This is a genomic window from Lentzea sp. NPDC037011, from assembly GCF_055607425.1.
On record NZ_JBVJRT010000015.1, the window covers coordinates 58,726 to 77,641 of the forward strand.

The following is an 18,916-nucleotide window of genomic DNA, read 5'->3' on the forward strand; positions in this document are numbered from 1 at the left end:
CCTTTCCCGGAAACGAGTGCGAACGGGCGGTATCTTCCCGGGCCCAGGCAGGATTCCGGTGACCTTCAGTCACTTCTCCTGCCGTTCACGTGCCCTCGTGCGCAACGTGCCGGGACACGAGAACTCCGTTGTCCAGCTTGACGACCTGCGCGACGACCAGCTTGTCGACCGGGTCGCAGCCGGACGTGCCGCTGGCGTCGTCCCGGGCGAACGTCAGCCTCCCGGACGCGCCGTCGAAGTCACGCAAAGTACGCAGGTACTGGAAAACAGCCTGCCGGGCCTCACCGTGTTCAGCGGCGCGCGCGACGACCTTCACCGCGTCATAGGCGAGGAGGATGTGTCCGTTGGGGCCCGAAAGAAATGCGCGCCGCACGTGCCGGTTCTGCGCTGTTTCGTAAAGCCGGAAGAACTGTTGCGTCGTTTGCGGAACTTGCGCCATGTTCGGCGTCCACGCGAACGTGGAGAAGTACAACCTCCCGTCGGCGAATTGTTTGACGCCCTCCAGGTCCGCGAAGTTCGTCGTCTCCAGCTGGGTGAGGTCGTCACCGCCGAAGACGACGGGGTCCTGGCAGTTGCCGTTGCCGCTGAGCTCGGTCAGCAGCCCGCCGATCTCCGCGGTGCGGCCGGTGTAGAGGATGAGCGGGTTGCGGGACTTGCCGCAGATGTCCATGACGACGTGCGCGAGCTGCGCGGCCACGGTCGTGCTCTCGTCGTAGCCGTGCATCCTGGGACGCAGCCGGCGTTCGAAGAGCTGCGCCAGATCGGCGCTGTACTCGTCTCCCGGGCTGTGCACGAGGTGCAGCGGGCGGCCGCGCAACGCCTCGGTGCGTTCGATGATCCGCGCGACGACCTCCGCCTGCCGGTCGTTGGACGGCGCGATGCGGAAGAAGTACGGCTTCTGGCTGTAGGTCGTCGACGACAGCGCCGACCCGACCATCGGGACGCCGACCTGGCGGTCCTTCGTGGGTGCCAGCGCCTGCAGCGCCGCGGCGGTGGAGACGCGGCTCTGCCCGAGCCCGGTCACCGCGACGACGGTGCGGTCGCGTTCGGCGTAGGTCTTGATCTGCTCGGCGACCACCCTCGCGTGCGCCGACTCGCCGCCGAAGTTCGCGAGCACCAGGCGCACCAACGGGTTGCGGGCGATGCCGTCGAGCTGGTTCCACTCGTGCTGGGCGAGGTAGGCGCCGCGCAGCTCGTTCACGCCGGCCGACAGGTCGCGCTTCACCCGCTCCGTGGAGCTGAGCATGGTGGCGACGACGATCGTGACGCTGGGGCGGTCCTTGGCCTTCGCGACCCTGGCGTTCTCGTCGGCGATCAGCTGGGCCAGCTCGCCGACCTCGGCGTCGTCGCTGTTCTGCAGGGTCGGGTCGCCGTGGGCGAACCGGCCGGGTCGCTCGCTCATCCCGACGCACTGCACGTCATCCACTTTGGACAGACGGGTGCGGTGGCCGGACAGGTCGGCGACGAGCTCACCGGGTTCGTAGATGCCGTAACGCAGGCAGTGCGTGCTGTTCTGGAGGTAGAACGCCGCGCCGTACCCCACGAGCAGCACCGCGACGAGGTAGACGACGACGCGGCGCACGCCGTTGCGGCCGGGCCAGTGCCGCGGGTACGGGTGGACGCCGACGGTGGACTGGCGCGGCAGCGGCGCGGGCGGTGAGGCGGGCGTGTTGTGCTCAAGCGCCCTCTTCGTCGCGCGGTAGGAGGTCAGGCGTTCCTCGGGACCGTGGAGCTCCTGGTGCGAGCGCAGCACCCGGTCGTACATCTCGACGGTCGGCCGCGCGGTGCGGCTGCGGGAACGCAGGTCCCACGTCGCGAGGACGGCGTCTTCGAGCAGCGCGGTCTCCGGGCGCACGACGCGGTCGACGTGGCGGTGCAGGGTGCGGCGGGCGCTGGTGCCGCGCAACCGCTGCCACCACGCGCGTGATTCCTCCTCACGTGGCTCTTCTCCCTCACCCGGCGGCATCGGGGCCTCGGCGATGGTGGCGAGCTCGGCGATCCAGCCGTCACCGCGTTCGTCGACGTGCGGCCGCAGCCGTTGTGCGACGAAGTGGACCTCGCCGAGCGCGAGCGCGTGGTAGAGCGCGTCCTCACGGCGGCCAAGGCTGTCGAAGCGCTCCTTCAGCAGCCGGTGCACGCCCACGTGCGAGAACTCGCCGTCCGGTGCCTCCCGCAGCCGCCGTGCGAGCAGGTCGCGCAGCAGCGGGTGCAGCACGAAGTCGTCGCCGTGGCGGGACGCGAAACTGAGCTGTGCCAGCAGAGCGCGCATGTTGTCGCGGTCCCACTCCCGCGGCAGCAGCGCGTGGACCACGTGCCGGTCCAGCACGCGCGGCGCGGCCAGGCGGGCGAAGATCTCGCGGGCGGCCTGGCGTTCCGGCATCTCCTCCGCACCGGGAATCCGCTGGAAGAACCGCAGCAGCAGGTAGTCGCCGACCGTGGCGTCCTGGAACGTCGTGGTCTCGTCGACCGGCAGGCGTTCGTCGAACACCGCGCGCACCGACGGCAGCACCTGGTCGCGCGCGAACATGTACTGGACGAGCTGGATGGCCAGGCGGACCGCGAGCGGGTGCCCGTGCGTGACCTCGTGCAGCTCCTCGACGAGCGCCTCGGACTCCACGGTGCTGTTGCGGGCCCGGTTCCACTCGGCGAGGAACTGCCGCGTCTGCTCCGGTGTGAACGGCTTGAGCTGCACCGGCAGGAACATCGACTGGGCGGTCCGCTCGTTCTCGCACCGTTCCAGCCAGGCCGTGTGGTCGAGCTCGGCCTCGGGCAGCGGCGGGGCGGCCTGCTTCGTCGCGATGACGAGCAGCGGCACGTCCGGTTGCACGAGCCGGCGTTCCGCGAGCAGGTGCAGGAAGTCGGTGGGACGCGCGGCGGGCCGCGGGCGTTTCGGCGGCAGGTAGGAGTCGATGCCGTCGAGCAGGTCGGCGCCGTCGAGCAGCAGCAGGGAGTTCATCCTGCGGTAGCGGCGGAACCGGTACGCGGCCTGGACGTCCGCCAGGAACGCGGCGACCAGCACCCGGTCGAGCTCCAGCGTCTCCCCGGAGCGGTGCAGGCCCCACAGGTGCACGAGCGCCGCGTCGAACTTGGGCCGGTGCCCGCCCTTCAGCTCCTTGCCGGTGTGGTTCTCGAACCACCGCAGGGCGCGCGCGACCCGCGGCCCGCCGAGCAGCCACCGCAGCGGCTGCGGTGCGACGACCGCGAGACCGATGAGCCACAGCAGCAACGGCCGCAGCACCTTGCCCAGGCCCTGGGCCGGGGGCAGCACCTCGACGACCTCCGCGGCGTCGGCGACCGCGACCAGCCGGGTCATCTGCTTGGCGGCGAGCTCGCGGGCGCGGTGGTGCGGGTCGTCGGCCGGTTCGCCGTGGAACGCGAGACGGGCGAGGTCGTAGCGCGGCAGCCGCATCCGGCCGAAGTCGGCGTGCCGGTAGGAGCGCAGCTGCTCGGCGGCGACGTCGAGGATGTCCTTGCAGGAGCGGGAGCCGGCCTTGTCCAGGTCGACGTGGGCGACCGGGGCCTCGCGGTAGCGCCTGCGGACGTGGTCGAGCAGCGAGGTCTTGCCGCTGCCGCCGGGACCGTACGCGACGACCACCGGCAGGGGGTGGTTGCCACGACGTTCGACCAGCGACTCGACCAGTCTGGTCAGCTCGTCTCTGCCGACGAGCCCGATCTCCGGTTCCAGCGCCATGGTCCCTAGACGCTCGCGGAGATGTATTTGTTCCGTTCCTAACGGTCTGCGTGCAGGCGTGCGACGAAACTGAACCGATCACCCCGGTACAGCGAGCGCGCGCGTTCGATCGGATGGCCTTCCACGTCGTAGGACACGCGGTGCAGCAACAGCATCGGCAAAGCGGGGTTCGTGCCGATCAGCAGTGCCTCGCGCGGGGTGGCGAGGACCGTCTCGACGCGTTCCTCTGCCTCGGCGAAGCGCACGCCGAGGCGTTCGGTGAGGCACGCGTAGAGCGAGCCGCCCGGGTCGAGCTTGTCGAGCAGGTCGGGGAAGCGGCGGCTGCTCAGGTAGGTCGACTCCAGGCCGATGCGCTCGTCGTCGGCGAGCAGCACGCGTTCGAGGTGGACGACCTTCTCGCCCGGTTCGAGCACCAGGTCGCGGGCGAGGCCCTCGTCGGCGCTGAGCTCCTCCAGCGTCATCACCGTGCGGGTGGGCTCCACCCCCTGCCTTCGCATGCCCTCGGTGTAGCTGACCAGCGACAACGGTTGCACGAGCTTGGGCGGGGCGACGAAGGTGCCACTGCCCTGGCGGCGGAGGAGCTTGCCTTCGAGCACGAGCTCGCTGACGGCCTGGCGCAGCGTGACGCGCGAGACGGAGAACCGTTCGGCGAGCTCGCGTTCGGACGGCAGCACGGTACCTTCGCCGAGGGTCTCGACGAGGTCGAACAGCTCGGCCTTGACCGCGTAGTAGCGCGGAACTCGGCCGTGTTCTGGGATGCCCGCGCGAACAGGTCGATCAGCGCGGTGCGGCGGGACGCGGTTCACGTGGCGTGAGCCTACGTCACGCCCCGTGTGATCAGGCCGCGAGCTTCGGCGGGTCGGGGATCTTGTAGCCGGAAGATCCGATGTTGGCCTCCAGCGACTTGCGCCAGGCTCCCGTGTCGATCATCTTCTGCAGCGCGGCCTGGACCTTCGCCTTGCTCTCGGGGTCGTCGCGGCGCAGGCCGACGCCGTACTCCTCCTTGCTGAACGGCTCGCCGACGACCCGCAGCAGCTCCGGGTTCTGCGCCGCGTATCCCGCCAGCAGGACGTCGTCGGTCGTGACGGCGTCGACGTTGTTGGCCAGCAGGGCGGTCACGCAGTCGCTGAACTTGGCGTACTCCTCCAGCTTCACGTCCTTCGCGAACTGCTCCTTCACGTAGGCCGCCGACGTGGAGCCGGCAGTGGAGCACAGCCGCAGGGTCGCGTTGAGCGACTTCGGGCCGGTGATGCGGTTCTCGTTCAGGCGCACCAGGAGGTCCTGGCCTGCGACGAAGTACGGGCCGACGAAGTCGATGACCTGCTTGCGCTTCTCCGTGATCGAGTAGGTCGAGACGACCATGTCGGCCTCACCGGTGGTCAGCAGCGTCTCCCGGTTGCCGGGCTGCGCCTCCTTCCAGGTGATGTTCTGCTCGTCGATGCCGATCTCCTTCGCGATGAACTTCGCGACGTCGACGTCGAACCCGCGGTAGGTGCCGTCGAGCCGGCGCACCGCCATGCCCGGCTGGTCGTAGGACACGGCGATGACGATGCGTTCGTTCTTGCTGACCCGGCCCACCATCGTGGACTCGTCACTGCCCGCGCACGAGGCCAGGAGCAGCACGGCCGCACATGTCGTCGCTACCAGGCGGAGGAGCGCTCTCGGCGTCATTCGTCCCTCTTACAGCTGGGTTCCACGGGCATGCGCCGATGCAACTTCCTGTGTGCGCTCGGCGATGTCGGAAACCTAGGCGGCCCGTGGACGCATGTCCATACCTCAGCGTGGATGAAACCTGCGGAATCGTTGCCGTAACCGGGGTCAGCGCAGCCGCCGCGGACCCGCGTCGTGCAACGAAGGAGGAGGTCCGAGCACTATTCGGGCACTGCTGACGAAAGCGCCTGCGGCAGAAGCAAGAACTGGTTCGAGCTTCAGCGAACGCACCTCCGGCAGGTCCTCCGCCAATGCCGCCAAACGGAGTACCAGGTCCTGGAGGGCTTTCAGGTCAGCGGGTTCGTCGCCGCGGTAGCCCGTCAGCAACGGTGCCGCCTTCGGTGCCGCGACGAGCTCCGCCGCGTCGGTGTCGGTCAGCGGTACCGCCCGGTAGGCCCGGTCGCCGAGCAGGTCGCTGACGACGCCGGACAGTCCGAACGAGACCAGCGTGCCGAAGCTCGGGTCGTCCTGCAGGCCCAGGACGCAGCTGACTCCCTTGGGCGCCATGCGTTGCACGTACACGTCCGGTTTGCCGGACAGCGCCGCGAGGTCCCGGTAGGCGGCCTTGACCGATTCCACCTGGGCGATGTCGAGCCGCACGCCGACCAGGTCCGTGCGGTGGCGCAGCCGTTCGCTGGTGGCCTTCATCGCGACCGGGTAGCCGAGCCCGGCCGCGGCCTGAGCAGCCTCTTCCGCGCTGTGGGCGATGCGGAACGGGACGACGTCGATGCCGTAGCACCTCAGCAGCTCGACGGCCGTGCGGTCGTCGATCGCGCGGTCGGTCGCCTCGATCCTCTCGTCCACAATGGATCTGGCCGCGGCCGCGTCGATGCCTTCCGGCCGCATGAAGTGGCCCTGGGGCGCGGCGCGCCATCGTGCATAACGAACCGCTCGCGCCAATGCGAGAACCGCGCGTTCCGGGCTCGCGTAACTGGGAATGGAGCCTTTCCCGGGAACCTTCAGCTCCTCGGGAATTCCTTCGACCGCGAGGAACGTCGACACGATCGGTTTCGTGCGGTGCGCGGCCTCTTTCAACGCGCGGGCATAGGCGGTGCCCGGAACCGCCACCGGCGGCACGAACACGACCACCAGCGCGTCGGTCTCGGGCCGTTCGAGGGCTTCCCGCACGGCCTTCGCGAACTCCTCCGGCGTGGCCTGGGCGCCGACGTCGACCGGGTCGCCCGCGAGCGCGAGGTCCTGGGCGAGCAGCGTGTCCGCGGCGAGCAGGCCGATGGCGGTGGAGTTGCCGACGACGGCGACCCGCTTGCCCTTCGGCAGCGGCTGGTGGGCCAGCAGCAGGGCGGTGTCGAAGAGCTGGGCCAGCGAGTCGACCCTGATCACGCCGGCCTGCTCGAACAACGCCTGGACACTCGCCTCGTCGACCTTGACGCCGGTCGCGGCCAGGCCGGGCGTGACGGCGTGCCGGCCGGACTTCACGGCGACGATCGGCTTGGTGCGGCCGAGCCTGCGAGCGAGCCGGGCGAACTTGCGCGGGTTGCCGAAGGACTCCAGGTAGAGCAGCACGACGTCGGTGGCGGGGTCGGTCTCCCAGTACTGCAGCAGGTCGTTGCCGGAGACGTCGGCCCGGTTGCCCGCCGACACGAACGTCGACAGCCCCAGGCCCCAGCCGGCGGCGTTGGCGAGGATGGCCGTGCCGAGCGCGCCGGACTGGCAGAAGAACCCCGCGCGGCCCTTCTCCGGCAGCTTCGGCGCGAGGCTCGCGTTCAGGCGGACCCTGGGGTCGAGGTTGAGCACGCCGAGGGCGTTGGGCCCCACGACCCGCATGCCGTGTGCCCTGGCCTCGGCCGCGAGCCGGCGTTCGGCGGACAGCCCGTCGGGCCCCGTCTCGCCGTAGCCGCTCGACACGACGACCAGCGCCTTCACACCCTTCGCGAGGCACCCGTCCATGACCTCGTCGACACTGGCCGCCGGTACGGCGACGACGGCGAGGTCGACGTCGTCGGGGATGTCGAGCACGGTCGGGTACGCCCGCACGCCCCGCACCGCGCGGTGCTCGGCGTTGACCGGGTAGACGGGCCCGTTGAAGTCGGCTTCGAGCAGGTTCTTGAGCACCGCGTGCCCGATCTTCGTCGGGTCGGTGGACGCCCCGATGACCGCGACGCTGCGCGGGTGCAGCAGGTTGTGCACGCTGCGCGCCTCGGCGGCCTGCTCGCGCGCTCTGGCGACGGCGACGGACTCGTCGGTCGGGTCGATCGCGAACTCCAGGTGCAGCACGCCCTCCTCGAACGCCCTGCTGACCTGGTAGCCGGCGTCGCGGAACACCCGGACCATCTGCCCGTTCTCGGCCAGCACCTCGGCCTCGAACCGGGCGAGCCCGACCTCCCTGGCCGCGGCCGCGAGGTGCTCCAGCAGGATGCTGCCGAGCCCGCGCCCCTGGTGCGCGTCCTCGACGACGAACGCGACCTCCGCCGACTCCCCGCGGTGCAGCCGGTCGAACCGGCCGACCGCGACGATGTCGTCGCCGAGCACCGCGATGAGCGCCACCCGGTCGTGGTGGTCGACCGTGCTGAACCGCTCGAGGTCGCGCTGCGGGATCCGCGGGTAGGGCCCGAAGTAACGGAAGTACCGCGTCCGCTCGGACAGCCTGCCGTGGAACTCCCTGAGCTGCTCGGCGTCGTCCGGCGTGATCGGCCGCAGGTGCACGGTGCCGCCGTCGCTGAGGACGACGTCGGCCTCCCAGTGCCGCGGGAAGTCGAACGGATCCCTGTGCCCGTTCGTGTCGTCGGCCACTGGTGTCAGTCCCTCGGGTCGTCCGGGTCGAGTCCGTGCAGGGGGAACACCGCACGACGCGTCTCGCGGATCGCCCGGTCCACCGGCTCCTCCGCGTCCCCGCCCCACGGTTGGTGTCCAGGGTCGCACTCATCGGTCATCGACGCAGGCAGCGGCCAGCCGGGCGCGATGCGCGTCGCGTGCGCCACCCACTCCGCGGGCAACGGCCGGTGCACGTCCACATCGCGGTCCAGCACCGTCGCGAGCAGGTGCGTCCACGACCGCGGCACCACCCGCAGCAGCTCGTACCCGCCGCCGCCGAGCGCCAGCCACTTGAACCCGTGCTCGGTCACCAGCTCGCGGAACGCCTGGTAGATGGCCCGATGCCCGTCCACGCTCAGCTCGAGGTCCGCCAGCGGGTCCTCCTTGTGCGTGTCGACACCGCACTGCGTGACCAGCACCTGCGGCCGGAACGCCGTCAGCAGCGCCGGCACCGTCGCGTGGAACGCCCGCAACCACGCCCCGTCCTTCGTACCGGCCGGCAACGCCACGTTGACCGCACTCCCCTCGGCCCCCGCGCCGCCGACCTCACCGGCCCAGCCGGTGCCCGGCCACAGGCTCATCGGGTGCTGGTGCAACGACACCGTCAACACCCGCGGGTCGTCCCAGAACGCCGTCTGCACCCCGTCCCCGTGGTGCACGTCGACGTCCACGTACGCGATGCGCTCGACCCCGTTGCGCAACAGCCACTCGATGGCCACCGCGCAGTCGTTGTAGACGCAGAACCCCGCCGCGCTGTCGGGCATGGCGTGGTGCAGCCCACCGGCGATGTTGACCGCCCGGTCGGCCTCCCCGCTCGCGATGGCCCGCGCCGCCCTCAGCGACCCGCCCACCACCAGCGCCGACGCCTCGTGCATCCGCTCGAACACCGGGTTGTCCGGCGTCCCCAGCCCGTGCCCCACGTCCCACCCGGCGGTGGGCGCCGCCTGCACCGCGCTCAGGTACCCCGGCCGGTGCACCAGCTCGATCTCCTCGTCGCCGGCCGGCTCCGGGACGAGCAGCTCCACGTCCTGCAGCACCCCGAGCGCCGTCGCGAGCCGCACCGTGAGGTCGAGCCGCACGGGGTTCAGCGGGTGGTCGCCACCGAGGTCGTACCCGAGGAAGGACCTGTCCCAGACAACAGCGGCTGGCTTACCCATGCCTGCAACCTACCCACCGATCGGCCCAACCCGTGATCACAACATGGTCGCCCCGTGTGCCCGTGCCCCGCCCGGCGCCTACAGTCCCCTCGCCGGGCGTGAACCCCCCACGGCCCCGGAACCGAACCCACCGAACAGGGGTCAGAGGCGACATGCACCCGCGACCAGCAGCAGCCCTCCTCCTCGCACTGGGCCTCGTCCTCACCGCCGCCACGGGCTGCGCGGAGCAGGTCAAGGGCTCGGCCGTCGCCGACACCAACGCGGCCCCCGAACCGGAGGCCCCGGCCTCCACCTCGAAGAAGCCGTCCACCAGCACCACGCAGAAGACCCCCTCCACCAGCAGCGCCCCGACGAAACCGGGCGACATCAAGATCGCCACCAAGAAGAAGACCGCCAGCCTCGAAACCTGCGGCGTCCTCAAGGCCGCCGACGTCGAGGCCGCGACCGGCGGCAAGTCCGCGGCGGACGGCGGCTGCATCCACACCCTCTCCAACCCCTCCGTGGTGGTGACCCAGATGGTCACCGTCCCCGAGGTGGTCGACGAGGAGGGCGAGAAGAAGCAGATCGAGATCGGCGGCAACACCGCCTGGCAGGTCGCCACCTCCAAAGAGGACTGCCAGGTCACCGTCATGCTGACCGACGACCCCACCGCCATCACCACCGCCTTCTCGGTGAGCGTCCTCGCCCTCGACGAACTGGACACCTGCGGCGCCGCCCTGAAACTCGCCACCGCCGGCTTCGACCGCATCCCGAACGCCTGACCCCGGACCAGCCACCTCCGGCTGGTCACCCGTCAGCCCGTCGCCACCTCCCTGTCCAACGCACACCAGTTCGACCACGACCCGGCGTACAACGCCGCCGGCTTCTCCGCCGACGTGATCCCCGCCACCTCCAACGCGAGCACCACGGACGACGCGGTCACGCCCGACCCGCAGTACGCGCCGACGGCCACCGCACCGCCCGCCTCCGCCGGCACCCCGATCCCGGCGAACCGCTCCGCCAGTTCCTCCGCACCGAGCCACCGCCCGTCGGCCCCGACATGCCCGGCCGACGGCGCGTTGAGCGCCCCGGGAACGTGCCCCGCCTTCGGGTCCACGGGCTCGGTCTCCCCGCGGTACCGCTGCGGCGCCCGCGCGTCCAGCAGCACCCCGTCCCGCGCCAGCGCCGCCGCACCGTCCGCGTCCAGCACCGGCATCTGCCCGGCCCGCACCACGACGTCCCCCTCCTCCGGCACGACCTCCTCGGCGCTCACCGGCAACCCCGCCGCCTCCCAGGCGGCGAACCCGCCGTCCAGCACCGCGACGTCCCTGAACCCGGCCCACCGCAGGAGCCACCACACCCGCGCCGCCACCGAACCGTCACCCGCGTCATAGGCCACGACCCGGCCACCCTCACTCACCCCGGCACGCCGCAGCACCTCCTGCAGCCGCTCCGGATCGGGCAGCGGATGCCTGCCGCCCACCCCAGGCGGGGCGGACAACTCGGTGTCCAGGTCCACGTACACCGCGCCGGGCACGTGGCTGACCTCGTAGTCTTGGCGTCCGGGCGGCCCACCGAGCCGCCACCGGACATCCAGCACAACGGCCGCCGGCCGCGCACTCAGCGCGTCAGCGAGGGCTTCAGGAGTGATCAAGGCATGCACGGGTCACATCCTGCACCGCGCGGACACCTGTGTCCCCCGGCACGACTACCATTGACACCACACGAAGGGGAGCGGGTGTGAACGACCTCATCGACACCACGGAGATGTATCTCCGCACGATCTACGAGCTCGAAGAAGAAGGCGTGGTGCCCCTGCGCGCCCGCATCGCCGAGCGCCTCGGCCAAAGTGGACCGACCGTGAGCCAGACCGTCGGCCGCATGGAGCGCGACGGCCTGGTCGTCGTGGCGGAAGACCGTCACCTCGAACTCACCGACCAGGGCCGCAACCTGGCGATCGCCGTCATGCGCAAGCACCGGCTCGCCGAGCGCCTCCTCGTGGACATCATCGGGCTCGAGTGGGAGCACGTCCACAGCGAGGCCTGCCGCTGGGAACACGTCATGAGCGAAGCGGTCGAACGCAAACTCATCAAACTCCTCGGCAACCCCACCACCTCCCCTTACGGCAACCCCATCCCCGGTCTCGACAAGCTGGGCGACGGCGAGCCCGCCCCGCCCGCCGAGGCGGACCTCGTGCGCATCGACGAGGTGGCCCGCCGCGGCGGTGGCCCCGTCGAGGTGCGCCGCATCGCCGAGCACGTCCAGCTCGACCCGGACCTGATGGCCGAACTGAAGGAGGCCGGCGTCATCCCCGGCGGCACCGTCCAGGTGGAGTCGCTCGGCAACGCCAAGGTCATCCAGGTGCGCGGCCCGAACGGCAACCTGGCCGAACTCGACCCGGCGGTCGCCCACGCCGTGCTGGTGCTCGCCCGGTGACCCAGGCGACGACGACTCCGGCCGCCAAGGCGGCGGAGACGTTCCACCGCCTGCACGGACGTGCACCTCACGGGGTCTGGTCGGCTCCCGGCCGCGTCAACCTCATCGGCGAGCACACCGACTACAACGACGGCTACGTGCTGCCGTTCGCCCTGCCCCACCGCACCGCGGTCGCGGCGTCACCCCGTGCCGACGGTGTGCTTGCTGTCAGCACGCTGGGCGACGACGGCGGGGTGCAGCACGCGGCGCCGATCGCGGTCGCCGACCTAACTCCCCGCACCATCCGCGGGTGGGCCGCGTACCCCGGCGGCGTCGCCTGGGCCCTGCGCGAACAGGGCCTCCCGGTGACCGCAGGAGCGGACCTCGTGATCGCGGGCGACGTGCCCGCCGGCGCGGGCCTGTCGTCCTCGCACGCCCTTGAATGCGCAGTCGCGCTCGCGCTGCTGGGCCTGGCGGACGTGACCGCCGAACGGCCGGACATCGCGCGCTGGGTACAGCGGTCGGAGAACGACTTCGTGGGCGCGCCGACCGGCATCCTGGACCAGACGGCATCGCTGTCCTGCATCGAAGCGCACGCACTGTTTTACGACGTACGCTCCGGCAAGTCGGAGCAGGTCGCGTTCGACGCCGCCGCCAGCGGCCTCGAGGTGCTGGTCATCGACACCCGCGCCAGCCACTCCCACGTCGACGGCGGCTACGGCGCCCGGCGGGCGGGCTGCGAGCGGGCCGCCGGCATCCTCGGCGTTCCCGCGCTGCGCGACGTGGACATCACCGAGCTCGACGACGCGCTCGTCCGGCTGCCCGAAGAGCTGCGTCCGCTGGTGCGGCACGTGGTGACCGAGAACGACCGCGTCCTGCGGACCGTCGACCTGCTTCGCGCGGGCCGGCTCGCCGAGATCGGCCCTCTTCTTTCGGCGTCGCACGTGAGCCTTGACGAAGACTACCGAGTCTCCTGCCTCGAACTCGACGTCGCGGTCGAGGCGTCGAGGGCGGCCGGGGCGCTCGGCGCCCGGATGACCGGCGGCGGCTTCGGCGGTTCCGCGATCGCCCTCGTGCCCGTCGAACGGCACAACGCGGTCGAGCGGGCCGTGCTCGCCGCCTTCGCCGCGCGCTCGCTCGTGCGGCCGCGACTTTTCACGGCGGTTCCCTCCGCGGGCGCGGGCCGGGACAGGTAGCGGAAACCGATCTTGACGAGGATTGCGAGGACTGTGGTGAAGCTGCTCGTGACGGGCGGGGCCGGCTACGTCGGCAGCGTCTGCGCTGCGCGCCTGCTCGAAGCTGGGCACGAGGTGGTCGTGCTCGACGACCTCTCCACCGGCCACGAGGACGCCGTTCCCGCGGGTGCGCGCTTCGTGCGGGGTGACATCGCCGAGGTGATCGGCGACGTCCTCGCCGAGGGCTTCGACGGTGTGCTGCACTTCGCCGCCAAGTCCCTCGTCGGTGAGTCCATGCAGGACCCCGGGAAGTACTGGACGGGCAACGTCCTCACCGCGGTTCGCCTGCTCACCGCGATGAAGGAGCACGGCACGCCGAAGCTCGTCTTCTCCTCGACTGCCGCGACGTACGGCGAGCCGCGGGAGGTGCCGATCCCCGAGACCGCGCCCACGCAGCCCACCAACACCTACGGCGCCACCAAGCTGGCCATCGACCACGCGATCACGTCGTACGCCGCCGCCCACGGGCTGGCCGCGACGAGCCTGCGGTACTTCAACGTCGCCGGCGCCTACGGCAGCATCGGCGAGCGGCACGCGACCGAGACCCACCTGATCCCGCTCGTGCTGCAGGTCGCGCTCGGTCAGCGGGAGCACATCTCGATCTACGGCGAGGACTGGCCGACCGAGGACGGCACCTGCGTCCGCGACTACATCCACGTCACGGACCTCGCCGACGCCCACCTCCTGGCGCTCGACCACGCTACTGCCGGCGAGCACCGGATCTACAACCTCGGCAACGGCATGGGCTTCTCGGTGAAGCAGGTCATCGACACGTGCCGCGAGGTCACCGGCCACCCGATCCCCGCAGTCGTCGCACCGCGGCGGGCAGGAGACCCTGCTGTTCTCGTCGCCTCCGCCGAGCGGGCCCGCACCGAGCTCGGGTGGAAGCCCGAGCGCGCCGACCTCGCCGGCATCGTCCGCGACGCGTGGGAGTTCACCCGCGCCCGACACGGAGCCTGAACCACGATGACCGACTTCGCCTCTTTCGAGAGCTACAACTCCACCCCGCGGCTCGCGTCGCTCGCGCTGTCCCCGGACGGCACGCGGCTCGTCACCGTCGTCTCCTCGCTCGCGCCGGACGGCAAGACCTGGCAGGGCGCCCTCTGGGAGATCGACCCCACCGGTGAGCGGGACGCCACCCGCCTCACCTACTCCACGAAGAGCGACGCCGCGCCGGTCTTCGCGCCGGACGGTTCGCTGCTGTTCCTGTCGAAGCGCCCGGACCCGCTCACGAAACCGGATGAGGCCAAGGACAAGACGGCGCTGTGGAGGCTGCCGGTCCGCGGCGAGGCCGCCGAGGTGCTGCGGCCCGGCGGTGGGGTCGGCCAGGTGCGTGTCGCGGGCGAGACGCTGCTGCTGACGTCGTACGCGCACCGCCTCGCGGAGTTCGGCGGCGAAGACGACGCCAAGCGCAAGGCCCGCGAGGACGCTGGAGTGACGGCGATCCTGCACGAGTCCTACCCGATCCGGTACTGGGACTCCGACCTCGGCCCCAGCTACCCGCGGCTGTTCTCCGTCCCGCTGGAGCGCCCGGCTGCCGAGCACGTCACCGCCCTCAGCGACGACTCCGAGAGCAGGCTGAGCGACGAGGACATCGCGCTCAGCCCCGACGGCAGGTGGGCCGTCCACGGGTACGCCGTCGACGTCAGTGCCGCCTACGGCCGCCGGACCGAGCTGCGGCTCGTCGCCACCGACGGCAGCTCCTCGCGGGTCATCGCCTCCGAGGAAGGCTTCTCGTTCTTCGACGCCGCGTTCACCCACGACTCCTCGGCCGTGATCGCCATCCGGTTCCGCGAGTCCACCGCGGACGCGCCGTACCGCAGCAGCCTGGTGCGCATCGATCTCGCCGACGACTCGATCACGCCACTGGCGCCGGACTTCCAGGAAGAACCGGCGCACCCGGTGGTGAGCCCCGACTCCTCGGCCGTCTTCTTCGTCGCGAGCCACCTCGGGCACCAGCCGGTGTGGCGGCTCGACCTCGCCACGGGCGAGGTCACGAAGCTGACGCTCTCGGGTTACTACAGCGACGTGGTCGTGAGCCCGGACGGCGAGACGCTGTACGCACTGCGCAACTCGGTCGACCACCCGCCACAGCCCGTGCGGTTCGCCAGCACCGGAGCTGACCAGGACCCGGCGCGGCTGCCCGCCCCCGGTGCCCTGACCTCGGTGCCCGGCACGCTCACCGAGGTCTCCACCGTCGTGGCCGACGGCAGGACCGTCCGCGCCTGGCTGGTGCTGCCCGACGGTGCCTCCGCGGACTCCCCCGCCCCGCTGCTGCTCTGGGTCCACGGTGGACCCGTGATGAGCTGGAACGGCTGGACGTGGCGCTGGAACCCGTGGCTCATGGCCGCCCGCGGCTACGCCGTCCTGCTGCCCGACCCCGCGCTGTCCACGGGGTACGGGCCCGACTTCATCGCGGCCGGCTGGGGTCGCTGGGGTGCCGAGCCCTACACCGACCTCATGGCCATCACCGACGTGACCGTCGAGCGGCCCGAGATCGACGGCTCGCGCACCGCCGCCATGGGCGGGTCCTTCGGCGGTTACATGGCCAACTGGATCGCCACCCAGACCGACCGGTTCCGCGCGATCGTCACCCACGCCTCGCTGTGGCACCTCGACGCGTTCTCCGGCGCCACCGACGACTCGTACTTCTGGATGCGGGAGATGGGTGACCCCATCACCCGGCCCGAGCGGGTCCTCGCCAACTCCCCGCACCTGCGGGTCGCCGACATCAAGACGCCGATGCTCGTCATCCACGGGGACAAGGACTACCGGGTCCCCATCGGCGAGGGGCAGCGGCTGTACTTCGACCTGGTCCGGCACGGCATCACCGCGAAGTACCTTTACTTTCCTACGGAAAACCACTGGATTCTCACCCCCGGGAACTCTCGGGTCTGGTACGAGACGGTGTGGGCGTTCCTGGCCGAGCACGTCCTCGATCAGGAGTGGGAGCGGCCGGAGCTGCTCTGAGTTCCCGCGGAGAGCAGCTTGCGGGCGTTCAGGACTGCCTTGTCCGCCAGCGTCTTGAGCTCTTCGGGAGGCAGCGCGGCGCTCAGTGCGCCGCGCAACAGCCGCGCCAGCGCGTGGCCGAAGCAGGCTTCTTCGGCTACGTCGAGCGCGACCGACGCGAGTCCGCCGTCGCCGCGGTGGTAGGCGAAGAACGCCAGGAGACACGCGGGTTCCGCGCGTTCCGGTGACGGGCAGGACCTCGTGAGGTCGAGCCACAGCCGTTCGGCCGCCCTGGCGTTGTTCTGCACCGCGTACGACAGGCAGGCGTCACGCACCTCCGGATGCGCCAGGGCTCTGCTCAACGCGACGATCTCCGCGTCGGGCAACGGTCCCTTGCGTTGGTCCGAGGCGTCGATCGCGGCACGCACGCGACGGAGTTCCGCTGCCGGCTCAGGCGGTTCCTCGGTGTTCATGAGCTCGTCGAGCAGCACGGACCTGCGTTCGCGGGCCTCCACCGAGTCGAGTGTGACCACCGCTGCCAGCGCGGCGCGCGACTCGAACGTCACGTTGCCGTCGCTCGCGCACGCCGCGGCCACTGCGGACACCTGCGGGTCCGGCAGCCGCCCGTGGCAGTCGAGGTCGAAGTAGCAGTACCACGGTGCGTCCTTCTCGCACGCGTGCAGCCACACGGCTTCGAGGACATCGATACCGTGCCCGCCGAGGCTGTTCGCAAGTGCGGTGATCAGCGGCTCGTGCGGAAGCTCCTCCGGCATATGCTCGGAGGGTGCGCTGATGACCGCGAGGATCACGCCCTCCGCGCCTTGCTCCAGGAGCGGCATTTCCAGCTGGGCCACCAGAAGCCCTCTATGTCGCGGGCGGGGCAGGTCGACGCGCATGGTCATGGAGACCGCGCCGTCCCGCAGGACCAGCACGACGAGCGACTCCGTCGGGTGGAAACCCATCAGGTGCGGGATGGCCGCGTAGAGGTCGCCGGGGGCGCGGAGGCGGATCGGTTTGGGGAGGGTTGTGGGCATGGTGCCACTGTGGCGGGTGGCTGGGCTGTGGGGCTTCGCTGTTGTGGAAGCTGTGGATTACTCGTGAGTTGTGGACAGGTTGAGATCTTGGGGCGCTCGGGTTCGGGAGTGAGTGCTATCGTGCCGCGCTTCAGCCCCTCACGAGACCGAAGCGCGGCACCACAGCTCAGAACGTCTGGAACAACGCGCGCCAGCCGCCGACGACCGGCAGTTCGACCGAGGTCCTGGCGAGGTCCAGCGAGAGGCCGGCCCCCGGCTTCGGGCGCAGCGTGTAGTCGTAGTCGCTGGAGATCAGCACGAACTCGAGCCGGTGCCCGGCCTGCAGGACGTAGTCGTCCGGCACGATCGGCACGTCGACGTCGTAGAACTTGCCGGGTTTGACCGGCGAGGTCTTGTCGGGGCGTTCGCGGTTCTGCGGGTCGGTCCAGCCGCGGGTGATGACGTGCGACTTGCCGTCCGGAGCACGGTCGACGAGCAGCGTCGTGACGTTGGCGGCGGGACGGTCGAACGCGACCCGCAGGTGCGCGGTCGACTTGCCGGACAGGCGCAACGGCTTCTGCGTCGGCTCGGTCGCGTAGGACAGGCGGTTCGGCGAGGTGGCCTGGTCGATCAACGACTCCGCTGTCTTCGTCGCGTCGTCGGTCAGGTTCTCCACGCCGTGGCCGGGTCGCAGGCCGAGGCCGCCCTTGGCCGGTCCGCCCGCGGACAGCCGCAGCCGCACGTCGGACGTGCCGGGTGCCGGCCAGTCCTTCTCGTCGACCCACGTCTTGTCCTCGCGCTGGATCGTCGCGCGCGGCTCCTTGTCGATGCCGTTGCGGTGGCCCCACAGGTACTGGGTGAACCAGCGGTTGAGGGTGCGGCGCCACTCGACCGAGCGGAGCGTGTCGGCGTCGGTGTGGCCGGACTGGTGCAGCCAGATCTTGTGCGGCACACCGACCTTCTTCAGCGCCGAGTACCACTGCTCGACGTGCGTCATCTTGACGTTCCAGTCGTTGAGCCCGTGGACGGCGAGGACGGCCGCACGCACCTTGTGGACGTCGTTGAGGTAGTTGCGCTTGTCCCAGAACCGGCTGTAGTCGCCGGTGATGCGGTCCTGGTCCTTGGCGATCTCGGCGATGATCGGCTTGCAGATCTCGCGGTCCTCGCGGGTGTAGACGTAGTCCGCGAGCACGTCGGCGTCCTCGCCCTGGAACGTGCCGGGGGCGACGACGGCGCCGTCCGCGCGGTAGTAGTCGTACCAGCTGGAGATCGCGGCGATCGGCACGATCGCTTCCAAGCCGCGGACGCCGGTGGAGGCGACCGCGTTAGGCAGCGTTCCGTTGTAGGAGACGCCCATCATGCCGGTCTTGCCGGTCGACCACGTCGCCTTGATCGCCTCGCCCGTGGCGGTGCGTGCGGACGCACGGCCGTTGAGCCAGTCGACGACGACACGCGCGCCGATCGTCTCGTTGACGTCGCCCGTCGTCGGGCACCCCGTGGACTTGCCGGTGCCGAGCGACTCGGCGTACACGACGGCGTAGCCGCGTGAGATGAAGTAGGCCTCGTAACGACCCGACGTGATCGGGTTGGGACCGAGGGCCGCGGTGACGCGTTCGTCGGAGGAGGCCTTGAGCAGACGGCCGTTGCGCTTGTCGGGGACGTACAGCTCGACGTCGACGTTGTGGTTGGGAACGTCGTTGCCGCCGGAGAAGTACGGGCTGACCATGTAGACGACGGGGACCTTGAGCCCTCGTTCGGTGGCGCGCGGCCGGACGACCTCGGTGTAGACCTCGTCGTCCTTGCCGTCGCGGTCGCTGTCGACCGGTGCGCGGACCCAGAGGCTCTCCTTGACCACGTCCTTCGGGTCGAAGACGGGTTGCGCCTCGCCGTCCTTGAACACCGGCCCCTCGGCAGCGGTGGCCGTGGCGGGCAGGAACGGCAGAACTAGCACCGCGGTCAGCAGTGCGACTCTTCGTGCGCCCCTCACGAGGCACC

At 70.7% G+C, this 18,916-nt stretch carries 13 protein-coding genes; 5 read left to right on the forward strand and 8 right to left on the reverse strand.

All coding sequences use genetic code 11. The features are described 5' to 3' along the window. Positions 1 to 85: 85 nt before the first annotated feature. The 5 genes from ACZ7CH_RS35550 to ACZ7CH_RS35570 all read right to left on the reverse strand — a co-directional run bounded on the left by ACZ7CH_RS35550 (position 86) and on the right by ACZ7CH_RS35570 (position 9,330). Positions 86 to 3,691, reverse strand: a complete 3,606-nt coding sequence (locus ACZ7CH_RS35550) for an AAA family ATPase (RefSeq protein ID WP_470375942.1) — start codon at positions 3,689 to 3,691, stop codon at positions 86 to 88. 38 nt (positions 3,692 to 3,729) lie between these two features. Then, positions 3,730 to 4,497, reverse strand: coding sequence for a GntR family transcriptional regulator (locus ACZ7CH_RS35555; protein ID WP_470375943.1), 768 nt, complete (start codon positions 4,495 to 4,497; stop codon positions 3,730 to 3,732). Positions 4,498 to 4,528: 31 nt separating this feature from the next. Then, positions 4,529 to 5,314, reverse strand: coding sequence for a glutamate ABC transporter substrate-binding protein (locus ACZ7CH_RS35560; protein ID WP_360398388.1), 786 nt, complete (start codon positions 5,312 to 5,314; stop codon positions 4,529 to 4,531). 195 nt (positions 5,315 to 5,509) lie between these two features. Then, positions 5,510 to 8,152 carry a bifunctional acetate--CoA ligase family protein/GNAT family N-acetyltransferase gene (locus tag ACZ7CH_RS35565; protein WP_458433697.1) on the reverse strand — a complete coding sequence of 881 codons (2,643 nt, stop codon included), beginning with the start codon at positions 8,150 to 8,152 and terminating at the stop codon, positions 5,510 to 5,512. A 5-nt stretch (positions 8,153 to 8,157) separates the two neighbouring features. Then, complete coding sequence (locus ACZ7CH_RS35570) at positions 8,158 to 9,330, reverse strand: acetoin utilization protein AcuC (RefSeq protein WP_458433698.1); 1,173 nt, start codon at positions 9,328 to 9,330, stop codon at positions 8,158 to 8,160. Between the two features lie 152 nt (positions 9,331 to 9,482). On the opposite strand from ACZ7CH_RS35570, the gene ACZ7CH_RS35575 reads away from it, so the two are divergent. Beyond that, complete coding sequence (locus tag ACZ7CH_RS35575; protein ID WP_470375944.1) at positions 9,483 to 10,091, forward strand: DUF3558 domain-containing protein; 609 nt, start codon at positions 9,483 to 9,485, stop codon at positions 10,089 to 10,091. 32 nt (positions 10,092 to 10,123) lie between these two features. On the opposite strand, the gene ACZ7CH_RS35580 is transcribed toward ACZ7CH_RS35575, so the two are convergent. Continuing rightward, complete coding sequence (locus tag ACZ7CH_RS35580) at positions 10,124 to 10,972, reverse strand: sulfurtransferase (RefSeq protein ID WP_470375945.1); 849 nt, start codon at positions 10,970 to 10,972, stop codon at positions 10,124 to 10,126. 77 nt (positions 10,973 to 11,049) lie between these two features. Here ACZ7CH_RS35580 and ACZ7CH_RS35585 point away from each other — a divergent pair, with 77 nt between their 5' ends. From ACZ7CH_RS35585 to ACZ7CH_RS35600, 4 genes are read left to right on the forward strand one after another with little or no spacing between them, the layout of a single operon-like run. Next, positions 11,050 to 11,745 (forward strand): metal-dependent transcriptional regulator, encoded by a 696-nt coding sequence (locus ACZ7CH_RS35585; protein WP_360398398.1) that lies wholly within the window; start codon positions 11,050 to 11,052, stop codon positions 11,743 to 11,745. Continuing rightward, entirely contained in the window at positions 11,742 to 12,920 is a 1,179-nt protein-coding gene (galK, locus tag ACZ7CH_RS35590) for a galactokinase (RefSeq protein WP_470375946.1), read from the forward strand. Before ACZ7CH_RS35585 ends, galK begins: the two co-directional genes overlap by 4 nt. Positions 12,921 to 12,956: 36 nt before the next feature. Next, positions 12,957 to 13,919 carry a UDP-glucose 4-epimerase GalE gene (gene galE, locus ACZ7CH_RS35595; RefSeq protein WP_470375947.1) on the forward strand — a complete coding sequence of 321 codons (963 nt, stop codon included), beginning with the start codon at positions 12,957 to 12,959 and terminating at the stop codon, positions 13,917 to 13,919. Positions 13,920 to 13,925: 6 nt separating this feature from the next. Continuing rightward, the gene (locus ACZ7CH_RS35600) at positions 13,926 to 15,929 is read left to right on the forward strand and encodes a S9 family peptidase (protein ID WP_470375948.1); all 2,004 of its coding nucleotides are present in this window, start codon (positions 13,926 to 13,928) and stop codon (positions 15,927 to 15,929) included. On the opposite strand, the gene ACZ7CH_RS35605 is transcribed toward ACZ7CH_RS35600, so the two are convergent. Together ACZ7CH_RS35605 and ACZ7CH_RS35610 are read right to left on the reverse strand one after the other, a co-directional pair. Then, entirely contained in the window at positions 15,899 to 16,942 is a 1,044-nt protein-coding gene (locus ACZ7CH_RS35605) for a DUF4192 domain-containing protein (protein ID WP_470375949.1), read from the reverse strand. The two genes, ACZ7CH_RS35600 and ACZ7CH_RS35605, sit on opposite strands and share 31 nt — an antisense overlap. A 166-nt stretch (positions 16,943 to 17,108) precedes the next feature. Then, complete coding sequence (locus tag ACZ7CH_RS35610) at positions 17,109 to 18,908, reverse strand: Xaa-Pro dipeptidyl-peptidase (RefSeq protein WP_470375950.1); 1,800 nt, start codon at positions 18,906 to 18,908, stop codon at positions 17,109 to 17,111. Positions 18,909 to 18,916 lie beyond the last annotated feature (8 nt).

Excerpts from the sequence above, each read along its gene's own strand:
- ACZ7CH_RS35550 (WP_470375942.1), bottom strand. The coding sequence starts at position 3,691 with ATGGCGCTGGAACCGGAGATCGGGCTCGTCGGCAGAGACGAGCTGACC.
- ACZ7CH_RS35570 (WP_458433698.1), bottom strand. The coding sequence starts at position 9,330 with ATGGGTAAGCCAGCCGCTGTTGTCTGGGACAGGTCCTTCCTCGGGTAC.
- ACZ7CH_RS35575 (WP_470375944.1), top strand. The coding sequence starts at position 9,483 with ATGCACCCGCGACCAGCAGCAGCCCTCCTCCTCGCACTGGGCCTCGTC.
- ACZ7CH_RS35600 (WP_470375948.1), top strand. The coding sequence starts at position 13,926 with ATGACCGACTTCGCCTCTTTCGAGAGCTACAACTCCACCCCGCGGCTC.
- ACZ7CH_RS35605 (WP_470375949.1), bottom strand. The coding sequence starts at position 16,942 with ATGCCCACAACCCTCCCCAAACCGATCCGCCTCCGCGCCCCCGGCGAC.